The sequence below is a fragment of the Agrobacterium sp. 22-210-1 genome (assembly GCF_053522525.1).
This window is the reverse complement of record NZ_JBNWCI010000001.1, coordinates 2,015,243-2,040,948: the sequence shown is the minus strand read 5'-3', so window position 1 is coordinate 2,040,948 and position 25,706 is coordinate 2,015,243. Positions and strand designations below refer to the sequence as shown.

Here is a 25,706-nt window from a genome sequence, read left to right as displayed (position 1 = left end):
TTTGGTTTCAGGTTTACAGAAAGAGGAAAGACATCAGCCAGTAGAGCAGCGCCGCAAGCGTAGCACTTGCGGGAACGGTGACCAGCCAGGCAGCGATGATCGTCATGAAGTGGGAACGCCGGACAAGGTAGCGGCGGCGCACCTCGGAAGGATTGTCGGCAAATCGTGCAGCCCGGCGGATATCCCCGGTGCCCGCATTGACGAGTTCCTGCCGTCGGCGCGATGACTGCGTGTACCATTCACGGAAGAAACCGACGCCGAATACGGCGCCGATTGCCGTATGGGTGGTGCTGACCGGCAGGCCGAAGCGTGAGGCGACAAGAACGGTGAGCGCGGTCGCCACGGAAACGCAAAACGCGCGCATTGGATTGAGCTTGGTGATCTGTTCACCGACCAGGCGGATGAGGCGCGGGCCATAAAGCAGAATACCGCAGGAAAGGCCGAACGCGCCGACCAGCATTACCCAGAGCGGTGCGCGGGCGGACGTCTCCACCGCTTCGTTGTGCAATGCCCGCACGATGGCCACCACCGGGCCAATGGCGTTGGACACGTCATTTGCCCCGTGCGCGAAGGACATCAATCCGGCGGCGAGCACGAGCGGCCATTGGAACAGCGTTCGCAGCGACTGGTTACGGTTCTCCAGCCCTTCGGATTGTTTGCGGATGATCGGCACGCAGAGACGCCAGGCAACGAGGCCGGTCATAAGCCCGATGAGGCTGGCGTGGCCCAATGACACATGCATGAGCTGCCGCAACCCGACCCAGATGAGATAGGCGGTAAAAACCCCCGCCATCAGGCCGATGAGAACAGGCACCCACAGCCGCGCGGATTCGATCTTGTCCTCGCGATAGATGATGCATTCCTTGATGAAGGCAAGGATGAGGACGGCGATAACCGCACTGATGAAGGGCGCAAGCACCCATGCAAAGGCAATGCTGCCGAGCGACAGCCAGTCGACTGCGCCGATGCCATAGGCCGCCATGCCGGCACCCGCAACGCCACCGACCACCGTATGGGTGGTGGAAATCGGCGCTTTGGTCCAGGTCGAGAGATTGACGAGAAGGCCGGCAGCGAGAAGCGCCGACAGCATCGCCCAGGAAAATGCGGTCCTGTCTGGAATGGTCTGGACGTTGATGATGCCGCTGGAAATGGTTTCGACCACATTGCCGCCGGTGATCAGTGCACCGGCGATCTCGCAGATGGCGGCAATGATGAGTGCTGCGGCAAGTGGCAAGGCCTTGGCGCCAACCGCGGGGCCCACATTGTTCGTTACGTCGTTCGCGCCGATATTGATCGCCATATAGGCGCCGATGGCAACGGCGGCGATGATGATGACCGAGCCGTCGGTGCCTGTGACGAAGGCACCGGCAAATATCGCCGCCAGAACAACGAACATGAACCCCGCGCCAAGGCCTGCAAGCTGCTGCGTGACGTGCAGCGTCGCCTCTTCGACACGGGTGATCTTGTCGAGATCCTTGTCGAGCGTCGGTTTCATGTTCGATGGTGGCTTTATTGCCAATTCAGACCTCGTTTGCCAGCATTCCCTCTCGTCCGGCAGTGTCGCAGGTTGAAGGCAATTTTACAGAAAGACTGTTACATCTCGCACATCTTTCCAAAATGAAAGACGATAAAAGCCATGTTGGAAAAACAAACTGCACATTGCCACGCTTCGGGCGGCGGCGCTATTTCGAATGCGCCATCCGCTTGTCGAAAGCCAGCATCAGCGCCTTCAGCTCCGGCTCATTGACCCGCCTGTTCGCTTCCTTGGGGGTGACCCATTCCAGCCTTCTGGAGTCTCTTTCGGGAAAGCTCTCCTGCATTTCCGAGACTTCGAGCAGATGCACCTGAACCCTGCACGGCACGTTGATGCCGCTGTTCAGTTTTTTCTCATATTCATAAAAGCCGAAGGGAGCCTTCTCCACCGTGCCTTTGACGCCAGCTTCCTCATAGGCTTCCTGCTCGGCCACCGCATGGGCCTTCTTGCCGCCCATCGGCCAGCCTTTGGGAATGACCCATCGTCCCGTATCCCGGCTGGTCAGCAGCAGGACTTCCGGCTCCGGATTTTTTTTGGACAATCGATAGCACAGCGCCGCATATTGCTGTCGCGGCGGTCTGCGCAACATCAAGCCAACGTCTGTCGCCAATCGATTCAAAATCTTCAATCCGTATAAATCCTTGTTTGCCGGGTAGTGATAATTGCTAATATAGATATGCTGGATGTTCCGCCAATCCCCCTTCATCCATAACCCACTATTGTCTTCACGCTGATGAAGATCAGGGGGGCAGATGGAGGCGAACGGAAGCTCGCCGGGGTGTTCCCGGTTCAACAGCCGATTGCGGAATTCCGTATCTGTCTGCTTTCAGGTCATTCGGAACGCAAACCGTTCAAGGGCTACGGCCGGAATTGCGCTGGCCCCATATCCAGTCCCCAATGTCGGAGACCTTCAATCACACCATCCGCTTCAGTCGCGCCCGAGAGGTAAAACCGGCCATTGCTGTTTGCCATGGAAACAAGTTCCGGCAAGGCATTGCCAACGATCACGCCGCGAACGTCATTTAACTCGAACATCGCCCGATCATTGCCAGTATCGCCCGCGACGACCGATTCGTCGAGGCCGATATGCAGTTGTCCACATAACCATGCCAATGCGGCACCCTTGTCGGCGGCCTTTGGCAATATGTCGAGGTCACGACCACTGGAATAGATGATGCGGGCATCGATCTTAGCCGCCAGCAGCGCTGCTTCGATATCGGCAAGCGCTTTCTCATCGGCATCATGCAGGAACCAGCTGGATTTGAGGCCGTGCTGATATTGCTCATCCTGCATCGTCACATCAGGCAGGCGTCCCATGACATCGGCAATCCTCCTCGGGTCGAAGCCGGTGCCGAGTGAGTGCCTGTAGGCGCTTTCCAGCTCGCCGCGCTCCTTCGCGTGTAGCATGGTTCCGACGCCGCCGATGATATAATCGGGCCGCGGCAGTGGCACCTCTTCCAACAGCGCAAGCTGGTCATCGACCAGCCTGCCGCTATTAAAGACCAGAACCGGACGGTGCTCGTCCGGCAGTGATTGCCAGAAATCGCGGAACCGACGCGTGGCATCGTTGTTGCCGACGACAGTTCCGTCGAGATCGGTGGAAAAAAGGCGAAGCGGTCTCAATCGCCGTCATTCCACGGTTCGGCCCAGTCCGCCTCTTCCAGAACCGGCATCATGGTCCTGCCTTCTACAAGCGCCAGCAATTGCTGCGCGATGCCCGTCCATGTGAACAGGCTGCGCGCCTTGTGCGCGCCCATACGCGAAAGCCGCCCGTAAAGCCGCTCATGCTTGAACGGTTTCATCATGGTTATGCCGAGGTCCTCCTTGTCGAAAGGATCGGCAAACAGCGCATGGCGGCCATAACTGACGGCCCGGAACAACCCGCCATGGATGGTAACGACGGTGGGTGTGCCGCTCGCCATCGCTTCAATCGCCGTCATGCCGAAAGGTTCGTAACGGCTGGAAAGCACGAAGAGATCGGCGGCGCGATATATATCCGGCAGATCCTCATCCGCGACGTAACCGGAAAATGCGACCTTGTCTTCCAGTCCGAGCGTTTTTACCCGGTCCTTCAACTGGTTGAGAATGGTGGTCTCCTGCTCGTCCATATTCTCGCCGCCGACGGCCAGATGCAGGCGGGCTTCCGGCTCGCGCTCCGCCAAAACGGAGAAACCATCGATCAGCAGATCATAACCCTTGTTGGTGGCAAGCCGCCCCAGCGCCAGCACCACCTTGCCTTCGAAACCGAAACGCTGACGGATCATCTGCCGCGTTGCATCCGAAACCGGGAAGAAGCGATTATCGTCATAACCCGGCGGGATCATGTGGATGTGTTTGCGCTTTTGCCCGTAATCTTCGATCAGCACGTCAAGCTGCACCGGCGTCGTGGCAATCACCATGTCGCAGCTGCGATAGATGATCAGCTCGTGCTGGATACGCTCCTTGAAATTGAATTCCAGTTCGAACGTATCGGCCTTTTCCGGATAGTCGGTCTCCATCTGGCGTTTTTTCCAGATGCCGAGCGAATGCGGCGTGTGCAGATGCGGGATTTTCAACGCTTCGGACAGCCGCTGTCCGGCCACGCCAGCATCCCAGTAATGGCTGTTGATGAAAGAATAATTCAGGTCGTTCTTCTTGATGAAACGCAGTGCATTTTCGCACCACTCCATCAGGTGGCGATGCAGATATTCCTTGGGAATGAAATCGCGCCCGCCACAGGGAATGCGCACCACACGGACGCGCTCGTCAACCTCGTCAAATTCCGGCTGGTCTTCGAAGCGGCGGGTATAGAGATCGACAGTATAACCGAGCTGGCCGAGTTTGCGTGCAAGCTCAAGCACATAAACCACCTGTCCACCGGTGTCGGCAGCACCCAGTGGCGGATGCGCGGCGACATAGCCATGCGTCGATATGAGAGCTATCCGCGGATAGCGTTCAGTTTCGCTCGTGGTCGTCATGGGTCCCATCTTGGTAAATTTTTCCAATTAACCCGATTAAAAGACCAAAGAGCACAAAAGGTTCCATAAAAACCTGAATAAAATAGGTGCCGTATTTCGCCGGATGGCGTTTTCAGGTGCTGCGCTGCTGTTGTCTCAGGCGGGAAATCCGGTCCCATTCGCGCGCCTGATGCGCCCGGAATGTCGTTTCCACGATGAAGTCGATATGAGCCTCGGCCGCAGCCCTTGCCGCCGCCGGATCCCCGCTCGCGATGGCGTCATGGATCGCGATATGCTGTCTCAGCACCTCGTCATGGGCGCCCGCGACGGTGAAGATGAGATGGCGGTTATAAAAGATGTCATCGCTCAAAAGCCGGTAACATGACCGCAATGTGTGCATCAGCACGATATTATGCGCCGCTTCGCCAATGGCATTGTGAAATTCCACATCGCCGGAAAGCTCGTCATCGAAGCGGCCGGCCTCATGGGCTTCCCTCATCCTGTCGACGATAGCTGTCAGATTGCGCCTGTCCGGTTCCGTCGCCCGCTGCGCCGCAAGTTCGGCGGTCATGCCTTCGATATAACGGCGATATTCGAGAAAATCCCGCGTCGCCCGGCTGTGGCGGGTAATCAGCGCGCTCAAGGGGTCGGAAAACACCGGCCCGACAATATCCGCGACATAGGTGCCGCCGCCATGCCGGCTGATGAGAAGGCCACGGGTCTCAAGCTCCTTCAGCGCTTCCCGAAGGATCGGCCGCGAGACATCCAGCTTTTGCGCCAGTTCGCGCTCGCCGGGCAGCCGGTCGCCATCCCGCAATATGCCGTCGAGGATCAATTCCTCGAAGCGTAAGATCACCTCCTGTGATGTGCGGCTGTGCTCGATGCGCGCAAAAAGCGTTTCGTCCATCGCAGAAGTCTCCGGCGAAATCCCGCCCCGTATTTGATGTGGAGCAAACTATCAGCGAAGCGTCGCACTGGTCAAATATTCTATCCAGTTCTCCGCCAGGCTGTGCCATGCCTGCGGCAACACGACATCTGCCTTTTGAAACTGGCTTTTGTTAAAGCAGCAGCGGCAGGACAGGGTGACGATGGTGGATTTTTCCGCAGGTTGGATCAAAACAATGACAGCCGCTTCGATTGTGGTGTTTTCATTGCGATGGATGCTTTAGAAAACCGGCGGAAACAGGCGGGGACGGTATCGCATGGCCAAGGGTAGATTTGCTTTCGCAAGCGCGCCGGAAAGGTCGCTGGCGCTCGGGGAGGTTCATGCGCGGCCGACGGTGCTTCTCGCCCCGTCGCGCATCATCGTCCAGCTTGCCTTCATGATGGATGGTGGCTCGGCCGTGCATCACTCGGTCATCGCGGAAATGTCGCGCGGTCGCGGTGTTACGCCGCCGGAACGCGACGCCCGCCACCACGCCATGCCCTGGGGGCAGGGGACCTTGCGCTGGGAGCGGCACACGGAATTCTCGACCTGGTTCTGGGATGGCCCCGCGCCGGAAAAATTCGGCGGCGAGATTGCCGGCGACCCCTTCGGCGACGGCTTTTCGCCGCCCGGCTCGCTGATCTCGGGCGTGCGGCTTGAAATCCGCCCGGAGAATGGTGTGGCGTCTCAGGCGGAGGCGATCTTCGAACCGACCAGCCTCTGTCACAGCGACGTGCGCGACGGGCAGGCGGCGATCCTCACCGATTTCCGGCAGGATCGCGACGGGCTGACGCAGATATTGGTAATCGATCGCGGCTTGAGCGATTACAGCCGCGGCGCGCTGGTGCAGCGGCTTCTCGATATCGAGACCTATCGCACCCTTGCCATGCTCGGCCTGCCGATGGCGCAGACGCTCTCGCCGGAAATCCGCCGCATCGAAGATGGTTTGACGGGCATCACCCAGCGCATGAAAAACGGCGCACGCGACGAGGCCGATGCGCTTCTGGCCGAGATGACCCGGCTCGCGGCGGAGCTGGAAGCCAATGCCGCGCTCAGCCTCTATCGCTTCGGCGCCAGCCGCGCCTATGACGGCATCGTGCGCGAACGCATCCGGGCGCTTGCGGAAACCCCGGTGCAGGGCCATGAGACCATGGGCAGCTTTCTGGAGCGGCGCATGGCGCCCGCCATGCGCACCTGCCAGTCGGTTGAGGAGCGGCAGGCCAACCTGTCGCGCAAGCTCTACCGCGCCACGGCGCTCGTCAGAAGCTGGATCGATGTGGAACTGGAACGGCAGAATACGGTGCTGCTCAATACCATGAACAAGCGCGCCGCCATGCAGCTTCGCCTGCAGCAGACGGTCGAAGGCCTCTCGGTCGCCGCCATTTCCTATTATGTCGTTGGTCTGATCGGTTATCTCACCAAGGCGATCAGCCATGATGTGCTGCCGCTCGACCCCGCCATGGTCACCGGCATCTCCGTTCCCTTCGCGGTCCTCGGCGTCTGGTGGGTGGTACGCCGCATCCGCCGCTCCCACGCGGAGGGCGGGCACTAAGGGCCAAGTTTCCCTCATTCCTGTGCTTGTCACAGGAATCCAGCCGACGCGCGTCTGCGCGGCGAAAAGAGTCCTTTCAGCCCAAGGACTTGGGCTGGCTGAATCCCTGTGACAAGCACAGGGATGAGGGAGGCGGCGGCCCCTTCAGCCCTGCTCCCAATAGGGTGAAGGGCCATAGAGCCTTGCCAGATAATCGATGAACAGCCGCACTTTCGCGGGCAGGAACTGCCGGCTCGGATAAACCGCTGATAGCGTGACGTTGCGCGACCCCTCGTAGCCGGGCAGAACCTGCACCAGTTTGCCGGCGCGCAATTCATGGCCGATATCCCAGGTGGAACGCAGCGCTATGCCAAGCCCTGAAATCACCGCCTCGCGGATCACCTCACTGGAATTGGTGATAAGCATGCCTTCCGGGCGGATGCTCATCGCACCGCCCGGTCCTTCCAGCCGCCAGACATCATTATTATGGGCCGGCAGGCAGCGGTGCTTTTTCAGATCCTCGATTGTATCAGGCATACCATGGGCCGCGACGTATTCCGCCGAAGCGCAAAGCACGCGGCGCACCGGCGCCAGCCTTCGGGCCACGAGGCTGGAGGAATTGAGATCGGCAATGCGGATGGCCAGATCGTAACCGCCCTCAATGATATCGATGAATTCGTCGCTCAGCACCAGATTGACTGAAAGGTCCGGGTGTCGCTCCATGAAAGCCTTGAGATGCGGCGCGATATGCATGCGCCCGAAGGAGGTGGGGGCGGAAATCTTCAGCGTGCCGTTGACGGTGTTGGCCCGGCCGGACACGAAATCCTCGGCCTCTTCCAGCCCTTCCAGCACGGCAAGCACCCGCTCGTAAAATCCCTGTCCGGCCTCAGTCAGCGAAATTTGCCGCGTGGTGCGCTGGAAAAGCCGCGCGCCGAGCTTTTCTTCCAGCCGCTTGATGCGCTTGGAAATGACGGCGGGCGAATAACCAAGCTCCTTGGCCGCCATCGACATGCTGCCGGAGGCGACAACGCTTGCAAAGACTTCCAGATCACCCAGATTTGTCACAGTTGCCCTCGATTATTTCCGGAATGGAAAAAATCCATAACATTTGATTGCGCTGTTTCAAAGTGGTAAAGAAAGAATACCAGTTGGCAGGATATGCATGGAGGAGGGGGCGGTGACGCAGCCGATCAAGTTTCTGGAGCCGCGTGCGAAGGTCGTCGCAAGCCGTGACCGCATCATATCCGATCTGAAGGATATCTTGCCGGAAGATTGTCTTGTGCACGAACCGCGCGAACTCGTGCCTTTCGAAACCGATGCATTCGTGTCCTACCGCCGTCTGCCGCTGGCCGTCGCACTGCCGAAGACGACGGAGCAGGTGGCAGCAGTGATGAAACATTGTCATCGCTACGGCATTCCGGTCGTACCGCGCGGCGCCGGCACCTCGCTGTCTGGTGGCGCGATCCCGCAGGAGGATGCGGTGGTGATCGGCCTTTCGAAAATGGCCTCGATCCTCGAACTCGATTTTTACAATCGTACCGCGCGGGTGCAGGCGGGCGTCACCAATCTCTCCATCTCAGATGCGGCCGGTGCGGAAGGTTTCTTTTATGCGCCGGACCCAAGCTCGCAGCTTGCCTGCACAATCGGCGGCAATATCGGCATGAATTCCGGCGGCGCGCATTGCCTGAAATATGGCGTCACCACCAATAATCTGCTCGGCGTGAAAATGGTGCTGGTGGATGGCACGGTGCTGGAACTGGGCGGCAAGCACCTCGACGCCGCCGGTTATGATCTGCTCGCTCTCGTCTGCGGCTCGGAAGGTCAGCTCGGCATCGTCACCGAAGCGACGGTGCGACTGATCGCCAAGCCGGAAGGCGCACGACCGGTGTTGTTCGGCTTCGAGACATCCGAGGAGGCTGGCTCCTGCGTCGCCGATATCATCGGGGCCGGCATTATCCCTGTTGCCATCGAATTCATGGACAAACCGGCCATCGAGATCTGCGAGGCCTTCGCCAAGGCGGGATATCCGCTGGATGTCGGCGCGCTTTTGATTGTCGAGGTCGAAGGCTCCGAGGCGGAAATGGACGCCATGCTGGCTGATATCGTCACCATCGCCAAAAAACATGGCGTGAAGACTGTGAAGGAATGCCAGTCGGCCATGGAGGCGGCGGCGATCTGGAAAGGCCGCAAATCCGCCTTCGGCGCGACGGGACGTATTGCGGATTATATCTGTATGGATGGCACGGTGCCGCTTTCGCAGCTTTCTTACGTGCTGAAAAAGACGAGCGAGATTACCGACCGGCTCGGCCTGCGCGTCGCCAATGTCTTCCATGCCGGCGATGGCAACATGCACCCGCTCATCCTGTTCAACGCCAACGATCCAGACGATGCCGCCCGCGCGGAAGAGGCAGGCAATGAAATCCTGAAGCTCTGCGTCGATGCCGGTGGCTGCCTGACCGGCGAACATGGTGTGGGCATCGAAAAACGGGATTTGATGCGCCACCAGTATGGCGAGGCCGATCTTGCCCAGCAGATGGCGGTGAGAGCGGCTTTTGACGAGGGGTGGTTGATGAACCCGTCGAAAGTATTTCCGTTGGAGGGGAGGGGATGATGGGTTTGAGCTTTGTGATCTCTGTGGGTGTGGCTTACCCCCCTCTGCCCTGCCGGGCATCTCCCCCACAGGTGGGGAGATTGGCAAGACGCACCTGCGTCGCTCCATCTCTACCGAAGAAAAATGCGGGGCCTTGCCGCGAGTCGATCTCCCCCCTTGTGGGGGAGATGCCCGGCAGGGCAGAGGGGGGTATCCCTCGCGCAAACGTCGCTGTCCGATGCCCGGAGTTCGCCGCCCCATGCTGACCCCATACGCAGAAACACAGGCCGCCGATATCATCCGCGACCACGCAACCCGAAAAGCCGCGCTGAAAATCATCGGCGGCAACACCCGCTCCGGTTTCGGCAACGTGGTGGCGGCAGACTCCACGCTCTCTTCCCGTGCGATGAACGGTATCGTCTCTTACGTTTCCGCCGAAATGGTCATGACCGTAAAGGCCGGCACTCCGCTCGCCACCGTCGAAGCCGCCCTTGCCGAAAACCGCCAGATGATGGCCTTCGAGCCGATGGACCATCGCCCGATCATGGGTACCAAAGGCGAGCCGACCATCGGCGGCGTCTTTGCCGCCAATGTTTCCGGGCCGCGGCGGTATGTAGCGGGCGCGGCGCGCGATAGCCTGCTCGGCATCCGCTTCGTCAACGGCAATGGCGAGATCATCAAGGCTGGCGGCCGGGTGATGAAGAATGTCACTGGTCTCGATCTGTCGAAGTTTCTCGCGGGTTCTTTCGGCACGCTTGGTTTCCTCACCGAAGTGACCTTCCGCGTGCTGCCGAAACCGCCGGCTGAAAAAACAGTGGTCGTGTCCGGTCTGGATGACGAGGCGGCGACACGCATCATGGCGGCGGCGATGGCGATGAGCGTCGAGGTATCCGGCGCGGCGCATCTGCCGGAAAGCGTTCGCTCGCGCTTTATCGAAGATAGCCTGCCGGAAGGCCCAGCGACGATCCTGCGGCTGGAAGGGCTTGCCGCATCGGTGGAAGCGCGCGTCCGCAAGCTTCTGTCGGTAATGGACCGGGTCGGGCCATGGGCGCTGCTGGAGAAAGAAGAGAGCGGCCTTCTATGGCGACAGGTGCGTGATGTCGCGCCCTATGCCGGGCAGAATACCAAGCCGCTCTGGAAAGTTTCCGTCGCGCCCGCCGCGGGCCACCGGCTTGTCGCGGCGCTGCGCATGGAAGCAGGCATTGACGCCTTTTACGACTGGCAGGGCGGCCTTGTCTGGATGCAGATGGAGGCCGACCCCGAGGCGGATTTGCTGCGCGGCGCGATCCGGGCACTCGGCGGCGGCCACGCAACTTTGGTGAGGGCAAGTGATGCGGCGCGCGCCACTGTCGCTGCCTTCGAACCGCGCCCGGCGGCGGAAGCGCTGCTTTCTGCGCGTATCAGGGAGAAGCTGGATCCGGCGGGCATCTTCAATCCCGGCAAGATGGCCGCAGCGATGGAAAGGGCCGTCTGAACCATGCAAACATCCTTCACGCCCGAGCAGCTGGCCGATCCGCATGTGGCGGAATCCGAAAAAATCCTGCGCAAATGTGTGCATTGCGGTTTCTGCACCGCCACCTGTCCCACCTATGTCACGCTTGGCAACGAGCTGGACAGCCCGCGTGGCCGCATCTACCTCATCAAGGACATGCTGGAAAACAGTCGCCCGGCTGACCGTGAGGTCGTCACCCATATCGACCGCTGTCTCTCCTGCCTTGCCTGCACCACCACCTGTCCCTCCGGCGTGGATTACATGCATCTGGTCGATCATGCCCGCGCCCATATCGAACAAACCTATAAACGCCCCTTCATGGATCGGCTGTTCCGCAATCTTCTGGTTGCCGTCCTGCCCCATCCCGCCCGTTTCCGGCTGGCCCTGCATCTGGCCCGGCTGGCACGGCCCTTCTCAGGCCTGCTTGCCAGGGTTCCGGCGCTGAAACCGCTGCAATCCATGCTCGCTCTTGCGCCCGCCGCCGTGCCTGCAGCCTCCGCTTCCGCCCGTCCGGGTGACCGGCCGGCCGAAGGCAAAAAACGCGGGCGTGTCGCCATTCTCACCGGCTGCGCTCAGCCAGTGCTCGACCCTGGTATCAACGAGGCGACGCTGCGCCTGCTTGCGCGGCTCGGCATCGAGGTCGTGGTGCCGAAGGGGGAGGGTTGCTGTGGTTCTCTGGTGCATCACATGGGTCGGGAGGAAGCGGCGCTCGCCTCGGCACGGCGCAATGTCGATGTCTGGACACGGGAGATGGAGAATGACGGCCTCGACGCCATCATCATCACCGCTTCCGGCTGCGGCACCACCATCAAGGATTATGGTCATATGCTGCGGCTTGATCCGGCCTATGCGGAAAAAGCCGCGCGGGTCTCGGCGCTTGCAAAGGATATCACCGAATATCTCGCCACCCTCGATCTGCCGCAAAAGCCAAGCCAGGGCCTGACGGTCGCTTATCATTCCGCCTGCTCCATGCAGCACGGCCAGAAAATCACGCTCGCCCCGAAACAGCTGCTGAAGGCGGCGGGTTTTACCGTGCGCGATCCGGCGGAAGGGCACCTCTGCTGCGGCTCAGCCGGAACCTACAATATTCTGCAGCCGGAAATTTCCGCCAAGCTCAAGGCGCGCAAGGTCAAGAATATCGAAGCCACAAGGGCGGATGTCATCGCCACCGGCAATATTGGCTGCATCACGCAGATCGGAACCGGCACGCAGATGCCGATCCTGCACACGGTGGAGCTCTTGGACTGGGCCTATGGTGGGCCGAAACCGGCGCGGCTCTCGGTTTAGAGTCTGCCAGGGAAAAGTGGAACCCGGTTTTCCCGAAAAGATAAACGAATCTAGAGTCTGGAGGTATTCCGATTTCGCACGACACGAGACAGCTCTCCCGCTCGCGTCTCTCCGTCACGGCGGCCATGACCACTATTGTCCGGTTCAGATTTTCATGCACGCGTCCGCCGTCGGAAAGTCGGTGGTGACGGGCATAGACCTCTCTGCGTCATCCTCGGGCTTGTCCCGAGGATCTAATCACGTCGAATAAAATCAACACGTTGGCAGATCCTCGGGACAAGCCCGAGGATGACGTCAGTGCGATTGGCTCGGTTAGCGTTCCTATTTAACGTCACGGCCAAAATGACGGAAAAAGAGAGCGTCTTCCAACCGGCAGGCTTTGCACCACATGTTTTAGAACTTATACGCCACGCCGAAATTCACCGCATTGGTGATGATATCGGTCTTTAACGATGCGCCATTGTCGATATCAACGTCGATAAAGGAATAGGTGCCCTTATATTCCACGAAGGTCGACCAGTTGTCCGTGATGCGGTAGCTGAGGCCGGCCTGTGCCTGCAGGGTGGCGCCGCCGAACTGGTATTCGAAGGTTTTACCCGACGGACGGTTCACCTCCACATGCGGCACGTTGATGCCGACGCCGGCGCCCACATAAGGGGTGATCGGCAGGGATTCGAGCGGAAAGCGGTAGAGCGCGTTCAGCGTCAGAAGGTTCAGGCCGTCGGTGAATTCGAAATGCGACCAGCCGGAGCGGGCAAGCGTCTGGTCGTCGGCATAGACCTTGTCATGGGTGAAATCGAGCGAGATACCAAAATTGTTGAGCCGGCCCTCTTCGAACCAGTAGGTGCCACGCACGCCCCAATAGGGAGGGCTGGAAAATGATTTGCCTTCCCATCCGGCCCGGAAGTCCGGTCCGTCGGAAACCGTCACATCGCTATGCGGGGCGCTTTGCCAGCCGCCATAACCGGAAATTTCAAATTCACCTGCAATCGCGGCAGAGAAGGAAACGCCGCTGAGGAGCAGGGCGCAGATAAAAGAAGCATGGCGCGGCATGGAGAGAATCCAGATTGATATCAGAAATCCACCAAACCGTTTTTTGATAACATTTGAATGACAGAAACGAAAAACGGGCGGTCAGTTGACCACCCGTTTTAAGGCCGTTCCGTCATCCCCCTGAGAGAGGTCCGGCGCCTGGCGTCCCCCGCCAAGTCTCGTCGAATGCTTCGTTCGATTGAATTGGGCCGGAGTGTACCGCTGAAAGGCGGCAATTCAAGCGGATACGCCGCCACGCCGGCCCTGCAGCGGCCGGAATGGCGCAACCGTTGCCGTCATATCACAATTACCCGCGTTCCAACGTTTACGCGCTCATAAAGATCGGTGACATCCTCGTTGCGCATGCGGATGCAGCCGGAGGAATTGTTGCTGCCGATCGTCCATGGCTGGTTGGTGCCGTGGATGCGGTAAAGCGTGGAACCGAGATACATGGCGCGCGCGCCCATCGGGTTGGCCGGGCCGCCTTCCATGAAGGCCGGCAGGTAATGTCCCTTCGCCGCCTCGCGGCTGATCATTTCCTTCGGCGGGGTCCAGCTCGGCCATTCGGCCTTGCGGGTCACCTTGTGTGTCCCGGCCCATTCGAAGCCGGGTTTGCCGACGCCGACGCCATAACGCCGTGCCTTGCCATCGGCGAGCACGAGATAGAGAAAGCGGTTCGGCGTATCGATGACGATGGTGCCGGGTTTTTCATTGGTCTGATAGGTGACGATCTGCGGCAGGAATTGCGGCGCGATCTGCGTGCGCACCGGCGCGTTGGGTCGCACGGCGGCATTCTGCACCCGTGCCGGGCGCTGCGATGTGACGCCGGAGCTGGGGCGCTGCGGCATGGCGGCCTGACGCTGCTGGAAGAATGGCTGGCGTGCGGCAGGCGCGCGCGGATAAACCACCGGGCGCACATTGCCGCGGCCACCCAGCTGCGTGACCCATGGGGCGGAAAGGTCCGGGCTGACGACGATCGGCGGGCGCTCGCGATAACGCTCATTGGCCATGGCGGCCGGGACAGTGAGGGTGGAAACGAGGCTCAGCGCCAGAAAAACGGACTTCATCGTCATCGGGTGGACTCTCTCTGCGGTATGCCGCAACAATGGAAATGGCGGGGAATATTGTCCCGCATTGCCGGACACGTTCGCACCTCGACGCCAGCGAATCGTAAATGGCTGTTCATTAAAAAGCCCTTGATTAGGGAAAGCTGGATTTAAGGTTAGTGCCCGGTTTTGAAACGTGGTGAATAAGTGGTAAGTGCGCAGCTTCCACCGGTTACGCGCGGGAGCGGAAAAGGGTTGTTGCGGAATGAGCGAAGCGGGACTTGAAACCGGTGCGGATGGCCGTGTGCGGTGTTTCTGGCAGCAGGGGCTGGAGGATTACAGCCGTTATCACGATGAGGAATGGGGCTATCCCGTCACCGACGATCGCCGGCTGTTCGAGAAGATCTGCCTGGAAGGGTTCCAGTCTGGCCTTTCCTGGCTGACGGTTCTGCGCAAGCGCGAAGCTTTCCGGCTTGCCTTCGCCAATTTCGAATTCGAAAAGGTGGCTGAGTTCGGCGATGCCGATATTGAGCGCTGCGTTGTGGACAAGGGCATCATCCGTCATCGCGGCAAGATCGTTTCGACCATCAACAATGCCCGCCGTGCTTTGGAACTGCGAGACGAATTCGGCTCGCTCGCCCGATATTTCTGGGGTTTCGAACCCGCTGCCGCAGAAAGGCCGCAAAGGCTGGACTATGCGACGTTAAGGGCCAACCCCACCAGCGCCGCCTCCATCCGTCTTTCGAAGGATCTGAAGAAGCGGGGCTGGAGTTTCGTCGGCCCGACGACCGTCTATGCATTCATGCAGGCCATGGGTATGGTCAACGACCATATCGAAGGCTGCCATTGCCGCCAGCCGATCGAGGTCATGCGGCGGGAGTTCATGCGTCCATGAAGGCAACTTCCCTTCTTCTGGCTTTCACCATGACTGTGGCCGCCGTGCCGCATCCGTCATTCGCGGAAAGCCGCAATGTTGACGGTATCTGGCTCGATGACGGCGAAACGCTGAAGCAAGTGGCCCTGCCGCCTGCCGGACCGCTGAAGCTGGATGGCTGGACCCGGCGCGGGCGTGGTGATGTCTACCGCCTGAAAGTAAAGGCCGGGCAGACGGTGAAGATCGAACTTGCCGCCTCCAGTGAATTCGTCCTGATGGCGGTCTTTGATTTTTCGACGCCGGATGAGGACGCGATCTTCTTCAGCGATTCCGGCGGCAAGGTCGCGACGCTGACGCCGAAGGCGGATACCGAATGGCTGATCCGCCCGACACTCATTCTGGGGTCGCCGCGCCGTGGCCTCGGCGCGCATTACACGTTGACGGTCAGCACCGGGACATAACGGCGCGCCCTCAGGCCGCCTGTGTCAGCACGATCAGGCCGAAACTCAGAACACCCAGCAGCACCAGCGACAGGCTGGCGGCGAGAATGACCTTGCCACCGGCATGGCGAAGGCTGCGAATATCGACCGAAAGCCCCAGCGCCGCCATCGACATGATGGTGAGGATATTGGACAGCGAGGCGACGGGGGAAAGCAGAACTTCGGGGATGAGGCCGAATGAGCGGGCCATGATCATCAGCACAAAGCCGATGATGAACCACGGAACCATCTGCTGCAACTTCAGACGTCCCTTGCCGGACTGGCCATGGATGACGGAAAGCGTGGCGATCACAGGCCCCAGCATCAGCACACGGATGAGCTTGACGATGGTGCCGGTCTGCACGGCCACGGCTCCAAGCGGCGCGGTGGCGGCCAGAACCTGCGGCACGGCATAGACAGTGAGACCAGCGAAGATGCCATATTGGGTGGCGTCGAGGCCGAGGAGCTGCGGCAGGAACGGCATCAAAAGCACGGCGGCGACGCCGAGAACCGCGGTGAAGGCAATCGAGGCGGCAACATCTTCCGGCTTGGCGCCAATGGCGGGCGCAGCGGCCGCAATGGCGGAGTTGCCGCAGATGGAATTGCCGCAGGCAATCAGCGTTGCAAGCTTGGGCGGCAGCCCCAGCATCCGCCCGGCGGCATAGCTGACGATTAGCGACAATGCGACGATCAGCGCGATGCCGCCGATCAGCAGCCCGCCGGCGCCCTTGAGAATGGCAAGGCTGAGGGACGCACCGAGAAGCGCCACGGCGATTTCGAGCAGGGTCTTGGCGCTGAATTTGATGCCGGCCGAAGCGACAGCCGGCAGCGACACCAGCGACCGTAGGATCGTGCCGATCAGAATGGCAAGCACGAGATCACCAAGCCATGCATGGCCGGCAAGCCGCACCTGAAAGCGCTCGGCCAGAATGGCGGCGCAGCTGACGGCGGCGCAGAGCAGGATGCCCGGCAGAAGCGGGGTGAGCCAGCGAAGGGAAAACTGAAAGGGATAGGTGAGGGTGCGATGCTGTGCCATGGCCAGACAATGCCGTAGCCGCCTGTTTTATTCTATCAAATAATATGGCATATATTATTCGATAAAATCGAATGAAGCATCATGACCTTTGAACAACTCCGCATCTTCATCGCCGTCGCCGAACGGGAGCATCTGACGAGGGCCGCCGAAGCCATCGGTCTGACAGCTTCCGCCGTCAGCTCTGCCATCAAGAATCTCGAGGCCTTTTATAATGTCGAGCTGTTCCATCGTGTCGGCCGCAACATCGAGCTGACCGAAAGCGGCCGGGTATTTCTGGGCGAAGCAAAGGCGACCTTGGCGCGTGTGCGCAATGCCGAATTGATTCTTTCTGAAATGGGTGGGCTGACGCGCGGCGAAATCACCGTCTGCGCCAGCCAGACCATTGCAAGCTACTGGCTGCCGCCGATCCTGATGCAATTCAAAAAGCTTTATCCCGGCGTGACCGTCCGGCTCGATATCGGCAATACCAAGACTGTCACGCAGGCAGTGCTGGACGGTCTGGCGGAGGTCGGTTTCATCGAAGGCAGGATCGATGAGCCGGCATTGATGGTGCAGCCCGTCGTGTCGGACAAGCTGCTGGTCGTCACCGGTTCGGCCCACCCATTCGCCGATGGCCGTTATCTCACCGCGCTCGATATGCTCTATGGCACCTCATGGGTCCTGCGCGAGCAGGGCTCCGGCACCCGTTCCGCCTTCGAGGCGGCGGTGCGGCAGATGGGAGTGGATCCCGGCGAGCTTTCCGTCATGCTGGAACTGCCGTCCAACGAGGCGGTGGTGATGGCGGCACGCTCCGGCGGCGCTGCGACGGCAGTTTCAGCCTCGGTGGCATCCCTCTTTCTGCGGCAAGGCTTGCTCGTCCGCGCCGGCATTGATCTGCCCGCCCGCAACTTCGCCCTTTTGCGCCACAAGGAACGCCACACCAGCCGGGCGGCCATGGAGCTGGAACGCCTTAGTCGTGCGGCATCGGAGGACTACAAGGCCGGTCTTGCGGGGTTGTAGGCTGTCAGTGTGCCAAACATTCCCTAAATCCGGCATCGTCTCACCTTTGCGTAACGCCGTCGCCGATGAAGCGAAGGGGTGCCGCTTGCTTCTTCTCCCCGCCGGGGAGAAGGTCGCGGCAGCGGGATGAGGGGGCGAGGGTAGCGATATGCGGTGAGCTTGCCCCCTCATCCGACCCTTCGGGCCACCTTCTCCCCGGTGGGGAGAAGAAAAGAGGAGAGCCGCAGCCGGCGCTCCCCTTCCACAAAAGCAATCACTTGCCCTTGGATTTCAGCCAGGCCTCCATCATGGCGATTTCGCCTTCCTGCGCCTTGATGACCTCTTCTGCCAGCTTGCGGATTTCCGGGTCTTTGCCATATTCGAGCTGGACCTTGGCCATATCGATCGCGCCCTGATGATGCGGGATCATGCCGCGCACGAAATCGACATCGGCATCGCCGCTATAATCGATGGCCATATCGCCATGCATCTTCTTGCTGGCTTCCATGAAAGCCTTGGTGGAATCGGTTTCGCTTGCGGCACCCTTGGACATGGTGTGCCCGGAATGGCCGCCCGCTTCCTGGGCGAAAAGGGGCATGGCGAAAGCGGTTGCGAAAGCGGCGGCGAGTGTGATGGTCTTGATAGACATGGATTATCCTTCCTGTGTCTGACGGATTTTTCGATGGATTGAGTGGAAAAATCTGGCGTCAGGCGCGGGGAGGCGGCAGCGGCGGGGCGAAAGCCTTGCCGTTGAAGAGAATGCCACGCTGCGGCTTGGGGTAGGCGAAGATCATCCGGCCGGCATCGGCGAAGATCGTTTGGGGAACCACGATCAGGCAGGCAGCGCAGGATCCGGGATGCGCGGCGTCATCGCCATGTGGGCAGCAATCGCCCATGCCCGATTTATGGGCTTTGGCTGTATCTTGCCCGTGGGTCTCAGCACCGGTGTCCCGATCTCCGGCATGGTTCGAATGGCCATTTTCATGGCTCATCGCGGATTGCGGCGAAACAGCCATGCCCGCGTCCATCGGCATGCTCATCGCCATCTGCGCCGGCATTGCACCGTAAAGCAGGCAGGCAAGGAACATCAAAGTGCGGATCATCAGGCGCATGACGCGAATTTACCGCGAAAATTGTGGAATAAGCATGACGCTCAGGTCAGTTCACGCGCGATGACGTGATGTACGATACGATAATCCCTGCTTTCCTCTCCAAGGGGGGCAAGCGGCCATTCCCACGCGGCGGTGGGCGAGGAAATCTGGATGCCGTGCAGTAAATCCTCGTGCTGCTGCTGGCTGCCATCCTTGCCGATGACATCGAAGGACGTGTCCGTTACCAGGCAGGCTTTGCAGGGAAGCCCGGCCAGCGCATCGACATGCGTCTGAATGAGTTTCGGCAGCAGATCGTCCGGCGCATTCGTGATTTTCTCCCGCTCCAGCCGGTGGCGCGCGCCGGTGCCGATCTGCGACAGGAGATTGGCCGAAACGACGAGATCGAGATAGGGCACCCGCCGCAGGAAATCGAGCGGTTCTGCTTCTTTCCCGGCAAGGATTTCGTCAAAGCCGGAAAGATCGCGGTTGGCGATGCGGACATTCTTTTTGGCATTGAGGCGCAGCTTCGCCTGCAGGCTGGCAAGATGCACCAGATCAACCAGAACGACGGTATCGAACATCGCGACCAGCGCATCATAGGGCACATCGCGCAACAGGCCCGATCCCAGCACCACTGCCGTCCGCCGCTGCTTCAGCTTTCTGGCCGATTGCAGCACGAATTGCCGGCTGTTGTTTTCATGCTCCGCCCATGCCTTGGCGCAGCGGTTGGCGCGTGCCCACAGGTTGACGGAATAGCGGATATGCGGCCGGAATTCTTTCGGCGTCACCGTGCGGGTGGCGGCATATTGCAGGGCTTCGAGGATCATGAATGCCTAACGGTAGATTTCACGGCGATGGCCGATTTCGACCACCAGCACGACCAGCTTGTGGTCCTGTATATCGCAGATAATGCGGTAGTCGCCCACCCGGTAGCGCCAGAAACTTCCGAGTTCCGAGCCTTGCAGGGCGGTGCCGGTCCTGCGAGGATTTTCGTCTTGGACCACTCGATCTGCGAGAAACGAAACGATGCGGTTCGCATCTTGCTTGGACAGCTTTGCAAGCTGCTTGACGGCGCGGTGCTGAAACTCAATTTTCCAGGTCAAGATTGCGCATCACTTCTTCCAGAGTATAGGTGCGCTCATTGTTTGCGATCCGCCGCCGCGTCGCCTCTTCGGCAAGATAGAGATCTTCCATATCCTCGATATGCTTCTCGATCGCCTCGCGGATATAATAGGCGGAGGTGCGGCCGGTGCGCTCGGAAAGCGCTTTCAGCCGCTCATAGGTCTCATCCGGCAGGCGAATGGCCGTCTGTTTGCTCATTGCTTGCGTCCTTTCCCGACCAAAATGGGATACATGTATCCCATATAGCACCGCTTGCCCCGTGCTGCCAGTAGAACCGGAGCCTTTGCGGCTTGCCGCACAGGGCTTCATCCTCTAATACACCGGCATAATTTCAGGAAAATATCGGATCGGCATCATGAGCGAAAAAGCAAAAAAGCCTCAGAAACTGAAAGCCCGCCTGCCGCGTGGCTTCGTGGACCGCTCGGCTGCCGATATCCATGCCACCAATGAGATGATCGACAAGATCCGCAGGGTCTACGAGCTTTACGGTTTCGATCCGATCGAAACGCCGCAGTTCGAATATACCGATGCGCTCGGCAAGTTCCTGCCGGACAGCGACCGTCCGAACGAAGGCGTGTTTTCGCTTCAGGATGACGACGACCAGTGGATGAGCCTGCGCTACGATCTCACCGCGCCGCTCGCCCGTCATGTGGCGGAAAACTTCAACGAAATCCAGCTGCCATACCGCACCTATCGCGCCGGTTATGTGTTCCGCAATGAAAAGCCCGGCCCCGGCCGTTTCCGGCAGTTCATGCAGTTCGATGCCGATACGGTGGGCGCTGCCGGTGTACAGGCGGATGCCGAAATGTGCATGATGATGTCCGATACGCTGGAAGCGCTCGGTATTGCGCGTGGCGACTATGTCATTCGCGTCAACAACCGCAAGGTGCTCGATGGCGTTATGGAAGCCATCGGTCTCGGCGGCGAGGAGAATGCCGGCCGTCGCCTCAACGTGCTGCGCGCCATCGACAAGCTCGACAAGTTCGGCCCGGAAGGCGTGAAGCTGCTGCTCGGCCCCGGCCGCAAGGATGAGTCCGGTGATTTCACCAAGGGCGCAGGGCTGGATGCCGAAAACATCACGCTTCTGATTGGTTTCCTTAAGTCCACAGTAAGCATTGGAAGTCATCAGATAGCCCACGAGAACAGCGATCAGAGCGTCAATACGAAGCTGATGCCTCACGCGATGTTTCCGTACGACGGCAACCGCTTGATTTCGAATGAACGCTTTTCTGAGGGAATCGCGGAGTTGTCCACGATTCGGAGTATAATTCACTCTGCTGGTTACGGCCCCGATCGCATCAAGATCGACCCCTCGGTCGTTCGCGGCCTCGAATATTATACCGGTCCGGTTTATGAGGCTGAGCTGACCTTCGATGTTACCAATGAAAAGGGCGAGAAGGTCGTGTTCGGCTCTGTCGGTGGCGGTGGGCGTTATGATGGCCTCGTTTCGCGCTTCATGGGCCAGCCGGTTCCGGCCACGGGCTTCTCCATCGGCGTCTCGCGGCTGATGACGGCACTGAAGAACCTCGGCAAGCTCGGTCAGATGAAGCCGCTTGCCCCCGTTCTCATCACCGTCATGGACGGTGATGTGCAAAGCATGGGCCGTTACCAGACATTCACGCAGGCGTTGCGCGCCGAGGGCATCCGCGCCGAAATGTATCAGGGTAACTGGAAGAAATTCGGCAATCAGCTGAAATATGCCGACCGTCGCGGCTCCCCCATCGCCATCATCCAGGGCGGTGATGAGCGTGCCGAAGGTGTGGTGCAGATCAAGGATCTGATCGAAGGCAAGCGCCTGTCTGGCGAGATCGAGGACAATGCCAGCTGGCGCGAGGCGCGTGTGGCGCAGGTCACCGTACTGGAAGCGGATCTGGTGGCGAAGGTTCGCGAGATTCTGGAGCACCAGGCAGAGGACGTTCGCCGCGCCGCCGAAGGGCATTAAGGCCATGGCGATCCTCGCGCTCGACCATGTTCAACTGGCGATGCCGGCGGGCCGTGAAGATGAGGCGCGCTCTTTTTATGGTGGCCTGCTCGGCTTTGCGGAGCAGGCCAAGCCCGCCAATCTGGCCGCGCGCGGCGGGTGCTGGTTCAGCCGGGGTTCGATAAAACTGCATCTCGGCGTCGAGCAGGATTTCCGCCCGGCGAAGAAAGCCCATCCGGCCTTTCTGGTCGATGATATGGTAACCTTGCGAAAAACACTTGAAACAGCAGGCTGCCATGTGGTTGAGGATGAGCCGCTTGAAGGGTATCACCGGTTTTATGTCCATGATCCCTTCGGAAACCGCATCGAAATGATGCAGCCGCTCGAACCGTGACGAAAAGTACCGTTCCATGCCCCTGATCGACATGCCGGAATTTTCCGGAGAGCTACTGGAAGAATTCGCCGCACGCCGCACGAGCCGTGTGAACACGCCGGTCATCCAGCCTGCTGAACCGTTTCTGGATATGGCCGGCGAGGATTTGCGCCGCCGTATCTTCATGACGGAAAGCGAAACGGGGGCAAGCCTCTGCCTGCGCCCCGAATTCACCATCCCGGTCTGCCTTCGCCATATCGAAACGGCGACCGGCACGCCGAAGCGTTATTCCTATCTCGGTGAAGTCTTCCGCCAGCGCCGCGAAGGTGCCAACGAGTTTTATCAGGCCGGTATCGAGGATCTCGGCGATACCGATATCGCCGCCGCCGATGCCCGCGCTGTCATTGACGCCACCGGCATTCTGCAGCGCCTGCTGCCGGGCCGGGCGCTTGCCATCACGCTGGGCGACCAGCAGGTGTTCGAAGCGGTTGTTGCCGCCCTCGGCCTGCCGCTTGGCTGGCAGAAGCGGCTGGTGCAGGCCTTTGGCGATATGGCGCAGCTCGACGCGTTGCTGGAAAGCCTTGTGCATCCCAAGCCGATGACCGGCCTTGACGCCCGCGTCGCCGGCCTGCTGGCTACGGGCGATGAGGCGGTGCTGGTCGATTATCTCGATACGGTGATGCAGGAAACCGGCTATTCCACCAATGCCAGCCGCTCGCCGCAGGAAATCGCCCGCCGCCTGCGGGAAAAACTGGCGCTTGCCGCTACGCGCCTGCCGGATGAAAGCTTCGCGCTGCTCAAACAGTTCCTGGCCCTGAAGGCGCCTTTGCCACAGGCCTCGCAGGTTCTGGCCGATTTTGCCGTAAAGGCGAAGCTGAAACTGGATGGTGCGCTTTCCGCTTTCGACAAACGTGTCGCGGCACTTGCCAATGCCGGTGTCGATCTCGAAACCGTCACCTATGGCGCGGCCTTCGGCCGTCCGCTCGATTATTATACCGGCCTTGTGTTCGAGGTGGTGGAAGCGGGCGGAGACAGCGTTCTGGCCGGTGGTGGCCGTTTCGACCGGTTGCTGACCCTGCTCGGCGCACAGGAAAAAATCCCGGCCGTGGGCTTTTCGCTCTGGCTGGATCGCATCGAAGCGGTGCGCGGGAGCGACAAGCCATGATCACCATCGCATTGCCCTCCAAGGGCCGGATGAAGGAAGACGCCTCCGCCGTTCTGGAACGCGCCGGGCTGAAAGTCGCGGCTGTCGGCAATGACCGCTCCTATCGCGGCCGCATCGAAGGGCGCGACGATATCGAGATCGCCTATCTGTCGGCTTCCGAGATCGCCCGCGAGATCGGCGCTGGCACCGTGGATTTCGGCGTGACGGGAGAGGACCTCGTGCGCGAGGGACTGACCAATGCCGATGCGCAGGTGGAATTCTGCGCCCGCCTCGGTTTCGGCCACGCCGACGTCGTCGTCGCCGTGCCGGAAATCTGGCTGGATGTGGACAGTATGGCCGATCTCGGCGATGTTGCCTCGGAGTTCCGCGCCCGTCATGGCCGCAGGCTCGCCATCGCCACCAAATACTGGCGGCTGACACAGCAGTTCTTTTCGCGCCAGCACGGCATCCAGCTTTATCGCATCGTCGAAAGCCTTGGCGCGACCGAGGGTGCGCCGGCGGCAGGGCAGGCGGATATCATCGTCGATATCACCTCCACCGGCTCGACGCTCAAGGCCAACCACCTGAAAATCCTCTCCGACGGCATCATCGTCCGTTCGGAAGCCTGCTTTGTGCGTGCCCGCAAGCCGGAACATGAGGGCGATGCGGCGGTTCAGGAAATCGCCTCGCGCATAAGGGCTGCGGTCTGACCACGTAAAATAAAAAAGCCGCCGGAGCGATCCGGCGGCTTTTTTTCTGGTGGGCCTATTTGGCTTATGCGTGGGCCACAGCCGTGCCGCGCCTGGCGTCGACGGAATAGGCGCCGGGGCCGAAGGCGGCTAGCAGGATGTATGCGCCGGCAAGGGTGATGTTCTTCACCATCATGATGCCGTTCAGCGTGTTGATCCAGCCAAGAGCCGGCTCAGGCCAGCCGGGAACGGCAACGGTGCCGCTGTGGAACACCAGACCGGTGAAGACGCAGAAGACGGCAAGCGCCCAGGCAGCGATTTTGGTCTGGAAACCAGCGAGAATGGCAAGACCGGCAACGAGTTCGAACAGGCCTGCGAGATAGGCAAGCGCGGTTGCGGCGGGCAGGCCGGCGCCCGTGATCATGCCGGCCGTGCCGGCCGGATCGACGAGCTTGCCGAAGCCCGACGAGATGAAGATGAAGGAAAGCAGAATGCGGGCGATGAGAACGAGAACGTTCTGGCTGCTGGACATGGATATCTCCGGTAGATGATCGGCGTTTCGCCGGTTAGCTGCAAGGCAATGTCTGGAAATATCAATGGCCGAAATTCATCCGCCAATAAAGATGAACAATAGGAGACAAATTGTCTTCATTTTGTGAACGAAGCTCGTTCGATTGACGTTGATGCTTAGGCGGCGAAGCGAATATCTTCGAAACGCGGAAACAGAAACAGCCCGGAAATGCGACCCTGCTGGCCCTCGTCGAAACCGGAGGATTCACCCATGCAGATGACCGGCTGCCGCATTGCCGGCAAGATGGAGACGCCGGTCGAAAAACAGAAACGCGAGGCTGCGGTGGAGGCCTGTTCGAAGAGTTCCAGCACACGGGCATGGTCGCCGCGATCATAGCAGCGGATCAGGCTGAGCAGCCCGCATTCACCCGGCGGCAGGCCGTGCATGAAAGAGGCGTGTTCGCCAAGCCGAATGACGCCGCTCGAAAGATCGCTATTCCATTCTTCCGAAATAAAGAAATGCGACAGGGTTCGCGGATCGGGCATGGTTGATGCAGCCATAGGCAGAGCATCGTTGCGTCTTGATATTTCGAACAAATCGCGCCCCCGCATGAACATCGTGCCAGCGCCGCTCTTTCAAGCTTCGCCGCCAGGTCGAATTTTCACCGCCATCCGCAGTCGGACGTATTTGCCAGGCATTGAAACCCCTTCAATGCTTGCGTCCAGTCGCGGCACCCTTATGGGGGTGACTTATAGTTTATTTTCTTCCGCCTACAACAACCACTCAGTGAGAAAATCAAAAATATTATGTATTCCTTCATCGTAATCGCGAAATATATGAAAAAAGACAACTAAATGTCGCACTTATAAGCTTGATGAGGCGGAAATCCCGCCCGTCGGCAGTGGTGATTCGCCTGTCTTGATGTCCGATTATTGCATAGGTCATCGAAAACAAGCCGGCTAAATTTGCCGCTGTCTCAAAAAGAGACAATATCTTGAGCCTGCGCCCGGTTTCCCGCGCGAGAAGATGTCCTGCCATCTTGCATTGTAGTCTTTCCTGCGAAATTTCAACAGAAGAGAGCGATCCGAAGACCGCCCTTTCTTAATTCCGGTGAC

28 protein-coding genes are annotated in these 25,706 nt (G+C 59.9%); 12 read left to right on the top strand and 16 right to left on the bottom strand.

Going from position 1 to position 25,706, the window contains the following annotated elements; genetic code table 11:
- Positions 1–13: 13 nt before the first annotated feature.
- From ACQZ5F_RS10305 to ACQZ5F_RS10285, 5 genes are all read right to left on the bottom strand, one after another.
- Entirely contained in the window at positions 14–1,519 is a 1,506-nt protein-coding gene (locus ACQZ5F_RS10305) for an inorganic phosphate transporter (RefSeq protein WP_052817317.1), read from the bottom strand.
- A 163-nt stretch (positions 1,520–1,682) separates the two neighbouring features.
- Positions 1,683–2,123 carry an NUDIX hydrolase gene (locus tag ACQZ5F_RS10300; RefSeq protein ID WP_046800665.1) on the bottom strand — a complete coding sequence of 147 codons (441 nt, stop codon included), beginning with the start codon at positions 2,121–2,123 and terminating at the stop codon, positions 1,683–1,685.
- A 269-nt stretch (positions 2,124–2,392) separates the two neighbouring features.
- Complete coding sequence (locus ACQZ5F_RS10295) at positions 2,393–3,157, bottom strand: HAD family hydrolase (protein ID WP_225339444.1); 765 nt, start codon at positions 3,155–3,157, stop codon at positions 2,393–2,395.
- Positions 3,154–4,500 (bottom strand): glycosyltransferase family 4 protein, encoded by a 1,347-nt coding sequence (locus ACQZ5F_RS10290; protein WP_162249028.1) that lies wholly within the window; start codon positions 4,498–4,500, stop codon positions 3,154–3,156. Before ACQZ5F_RS10290 ends, ACQZ5F_RS10295 begins: the two co-directional genes overlap by 4 nt.
- 103 nt (positions 4,501–4,603) lie before the next feature.
- Complete coding sequence (locus tag ACQZ5F_RS10285; RefSeq protein WP_137083556.1) at positions 4,604–5,377, bottom strand: FadR/GntR family transcriptional regulator; 774 nt, start codon at positions 5,375–5,377, stop codon at positions 4,604–4,606.
- A 295-nt stretch (positions 5,378–5,672) separates the two neighbouring features.
- Between ACQZ5F_RS10285 and ACQZ5F_RS10280 the strand changes: the two genes are divergently transcribed.
- On the top strand, positions 5,673–6,947 hold the full coding sequence (locus tag ACQZ5F_RS10280) for a DUF3422 family protein (RefSeq protein ID WP_225339443.1): 1,275 nt from the start codon (positions 5,673–5,675) through the stop codon (positions 6,945–6,947).
- Positions 6,948–7,091: 144 nt separating this feature from the next.
- Here the strand turns inward: ACQZ5F_RS10280 and ACQZ5F_RS10275 are convergent, their stop codons facing one another.
- Positions 7,092–7,991: a LysR family transcriptional regulator gene (locus ACQZ5F_RS10275; protein ID WP_448730478.1), complete on the bottom strand. Its 900-nt coding sequence runs from the start codon at positions 7,989–7,991 to the stop codon at positions 7,092–7,094.
- 97 nt (positions 7,992–8,088) lie between these two features.
- On the opposite strand from ACQZ5F_RS10275, the gene ACQZ5F_RS10270 reads away from it, so the two are divergent.
- The 3 genes from ACQZ5F_RS10270 (at position 8,089) to glcF (ending at position 12,295) form a co-directional block, all read left to right on the top strand.
- Positions 8,089–9,537: an FAD-linked oxidase C-terminal domain-containing protein gene (locus ACQZ5F_RS10270; RefSeq protein WP_263647273.1), complete on the top strand. Its 1,449-nt coding sequence runs from the start codon at positions 8,089–8,091 to the stop codon at positions 9,535–9,537.
- 238 nt (positions 9,538–9,775) lie between these two features.
- Complete coding sequence (locus tag ACQZ5F_RS10265) at positions 9,776–10,990, top strand: FAD-binding protein (RefSeq protein ID WP_448730479.1); 1,215 nt, start codon at positions 9,776–9,778, stop codon at positions 10,988–10,990.
- Between the two features lie 3 nt (positions 10,991–10,993).
- Complete coding sequence (gene glcF, locus ACQZ5F_RS10260) at positions 10,994–12,295, top strand: glycolate oxidase subunit GlcF (protein WP_225339439.1); 1,302 nt, start codon at positions 10,994–10,996, stop codon at positions 12,293–12,295.
- A gap of 393 nt (positions 12,296–12,688) precedes the next feature.
- On the opposite strand, the gene ACQZ5F_RS10255 is transcribed toward glcF, so the two are convergent.
- Positions 12,689–13,348 carry an outer membrane beta-barrel protein gene (locus tag ACQZ5F_RS10255; RefSeq protein ID WP_225339438.1) on the bottom strand — a complete coding sequence of 220 codons (660 nt, stop codon included), beginning with the start codon at positions 13,346–13,348 and terminating at the stop codon, positions 12,689–12,691.
- Positions 13,349–13,623: 275 nt separating this feature from the next.
- Complete coding sequence (locus ACQZ5F_RS10250; RefSeq protein ID WP_046800674.1) at positions 13,624–14,400, bottom strand: L,D-transpeptidase; 777 nt, start codon at positions 14,398–14,400, stop codon at positions 13,624–13,626.
- 238 nt (positions 14,401–14,638) lie between these two features.
- Between ACQZ5F_RS10250 and ACQZ5F_RS10245 the strand changes: the two genes are divergently transcribed.
- Both ACQZ5F_RS10245 and ACQZ5F_RS10240 read left to right on the top strand, forming a co-directional pair.
- Entirely contained in the window at positions 14,639–15,268 is a 630-nt protein-coding gene (locus ACQZ5F_RS10245; protein WP_225339437.1) for a DNA-3-methyladenine glycosylase I, read from the top strand.
- Positions 15,265–15,708 (top strand): hypothetical protein, encoded by a 444-nt coding sequence (locus tag ACQZ5F_RS10240; RefSeq protein WP_046800676.1) that lies wholly within the window; start codon positions 15,265–15,267, stop codon positions 15,706–15,708. The genes ACQZ5F_RS10245 and ACQZ5F_RS10240 overlap by 4 nt, the downstream gene beginning before the upstream one ends.
- Positions 15,709–15,718: 10 nt before the next feature.
- Here the strand turns inward: ACQZ5F_RS10240 and ACQZ5F_RS10235 are convergent, their stop codons facing one another.
- Entirely contained in the window at positions 15,719–16,762 is a 1,044-nt protein-coding gene (locus ACQZ5F_RS10235) for a YeiH family protein (protein ID WP_046800677.1), read from the bottom strand.
- An 81-nt stretch (positions 16,763–16,843) separates the two neighbouring features.
- On the opposite strand from ACQZ5F_RS10235, the gene ACQZ5F_RS10230 reads away from it, so the two are divergent.
- Positions 16,844–17,761 carry a LysR substrate-binding domain-containing protein gene (locus tag ACQZ5F_RS10230; RefSeq protein ID WP_020812649.1) on the top strand — a complete coding sequence of 306 codons (918 nt, stop codon included), beginning with the start codon at positions 16,844–16,846 and terminating at the stop codon, positions 17,759–17,761.
- A 253-nt stretch (positions 17,762–18,014) separates the two neighbouring features.
- Here the strand turns inward: ACQZ5F_RS10230 and copM are convergent, their stop codons facing one another.
- From copM to relB, 5 genes are read right to left on the bottom strand one after another with little or no spacing between them, the layout of a single operon-like run.
- On the bottom strand, positions 18,015–18,389 hold the full coding sequence (copM, locus tag ACQZ5F_RS10225; RefSeq protein WP_225339436.1) for a CopM family metallochaperone: 375 nt from the start codon (positions 18,387–18,389) through the stop codon (positions 18,015–18,017).
- 58 nt (positions 18,390–18,447) lie between these two features.
- On the bottom strand, positions 18,448–18,852 hold the full coding sequence (locus ACQZ5F_RS10220; RefSeq protein ID WP_225339435.1) for a hypothetical protein: 405 nt from the start codon (positions 18,850–18,852) through the stop codon (positions 18,448–18,450).
- A gap of 41 nt (positions 18,853–18,893) precedes the next feature.
- The gene (locus ACQZ5F_RS10215; RefSeq protein ID WP_137083578.1) at positions 18,894–19,658 is read right to left on the bottom strand and encodes a hypothetical protein; all 765 of its coding nucleotides are present in this window, start codon (positions 19,656–19,658) and stop codon (positions 18,894–18,896) included.
- Positions 19,659–19,664: 6 nt separating this feature from the next.
- Positions 19,665–19,934, bottom strand: a complete 270-nt coding sequence (locus ACQZ5F_RS10210; RefSeq protein ID WP_046800682.1) for a type II toxin-antitoxin system RelE family toxin — start codon at positions 19,932–19,934, stop codon at positions 19,665–19,667.
- Positions 19,918–20,151 (bottom strand): type II toxin-antitoxin system RelB family antitoxin, encoded by a 234-nt coding sequence (gene relB, locus ACQZ5F_RS10205; RefSeq protein ID WP_004440186.1) that lies wholly within the window; start codon positions 20,149–20,151, stop codon positions 19,918–19,920. Before relB ends, ACQZ5F_RS10210 begins: the two co-directional genes overlap by 17 nt.
- 157 nt (positions 20,152–20,308) lie before the next feature.
- On the opposite strand from relB, the gene hisS reads away from it, so the two are divergent.
- The 4 genes from hisS to hisG are packed head-to-tail and all read left to right on the top strand — an operon-like array spanning position 20,309 to position 24,101.
- Positions 20,309–21,895, top strand: coding sequence for a histidine--tRNA ligase (gene hisS / locus ACQZ5F_RS10200; protein WP_225339434.1), 1,587 nt, complete (start codon positions 20,309–20,311; stop codon positions 21,893–21,895).
- Between the two features lie 4 nt (positions 21,896–21,899).
- On the top strand, positions 21,900–22,268 hold the full coding sequence (locus ACQZ5F_RS10195) for a VOC family protein (protein WP_225339433.1): 369 nt from the start codon (positions 21,900–21,902) through the stop codon (positions 22,266–22,268).
- A 16-nt stretch (positions 22,269–22,284) separates the two neighbouring features.
- Positions 22,285–23,412, top strand: coding sequence for an ATP phosphoribosyltransferase regulatory subunit (locus ACQZ5F_RS10190; RefSeq protein ID WP_225339432.1), 1,128 nt, complete (start codon positions 22,285–22,287; stop codon positions 23,410–23,412).
- On the top strand, positions 23,409–24,101 hold the full coding sequence (gene hisG, locus ACQZ5F_RS10185) for an ATP phosphoribosyltransferase (RefSeq protein ID WP_020812640.1): 693 nt from the start codon (positions 23,409–23,411) through the stop codon (positions 24,099–24,101). Before ACQZ5F_RS10190 ends, hisG begins: the two co-directional genes overlap by 4 nt.
- Positions 24,102–24,165: 64 nt before the next feature.
- Here the strand turns inward: hisG and ACQZ5F_RS10180 are convergent, their stop codons facing one another.
- Both ACQZ5F_RS10180 and ACQZ5F_RS10175 read right to left on the bottom strand, forming a co-directional pair.
- Positions 24,166–24,612 carry a DoxX family protein gene (locus ACQZ5F_RS10180; RefSeq protein ID WP_046800685.1) on the bottom strand — a complete coding sequence of 149 codons (447 nt, stop codon included), beginning with the start codon at positions 24,610–24,612 and terminating at the stop codon, positions 24,166–24,168.
- A gap of 155 nt (positions 24,613–24,767) precedes the next feature.
- Positions 24,768–25,202, bottom strand: coding sequence for a hypothetical protein (locus ACQZ5F_RS10175; protein WP_137083590.1), 435 nt, complete (start codon positions 25,200–25,202; stop codon positions 24,768–24,770).
- Here ACQZ5F_RS10175 and ACQZ5F_RS10170 point away from each other — a divergent pair.
- The gene (locus ACQZ5F_RS10170) at positions 25,135–25,416 is read left to right on the top strand and encodes a hypothetical protein (protein WP_448739318.1); all 282 of its coding nucleotides are present in this window, start codon (positions 25,135–25,137) and stop codon (positions 25,414–25,416) included. The genes ACQZ5F_RS10175 and ACQZ5F_RS10170 overlap by 68 nt on opposite strands.
- Positions 25,417–25,706: the final 290 nt, after the last annotated feature.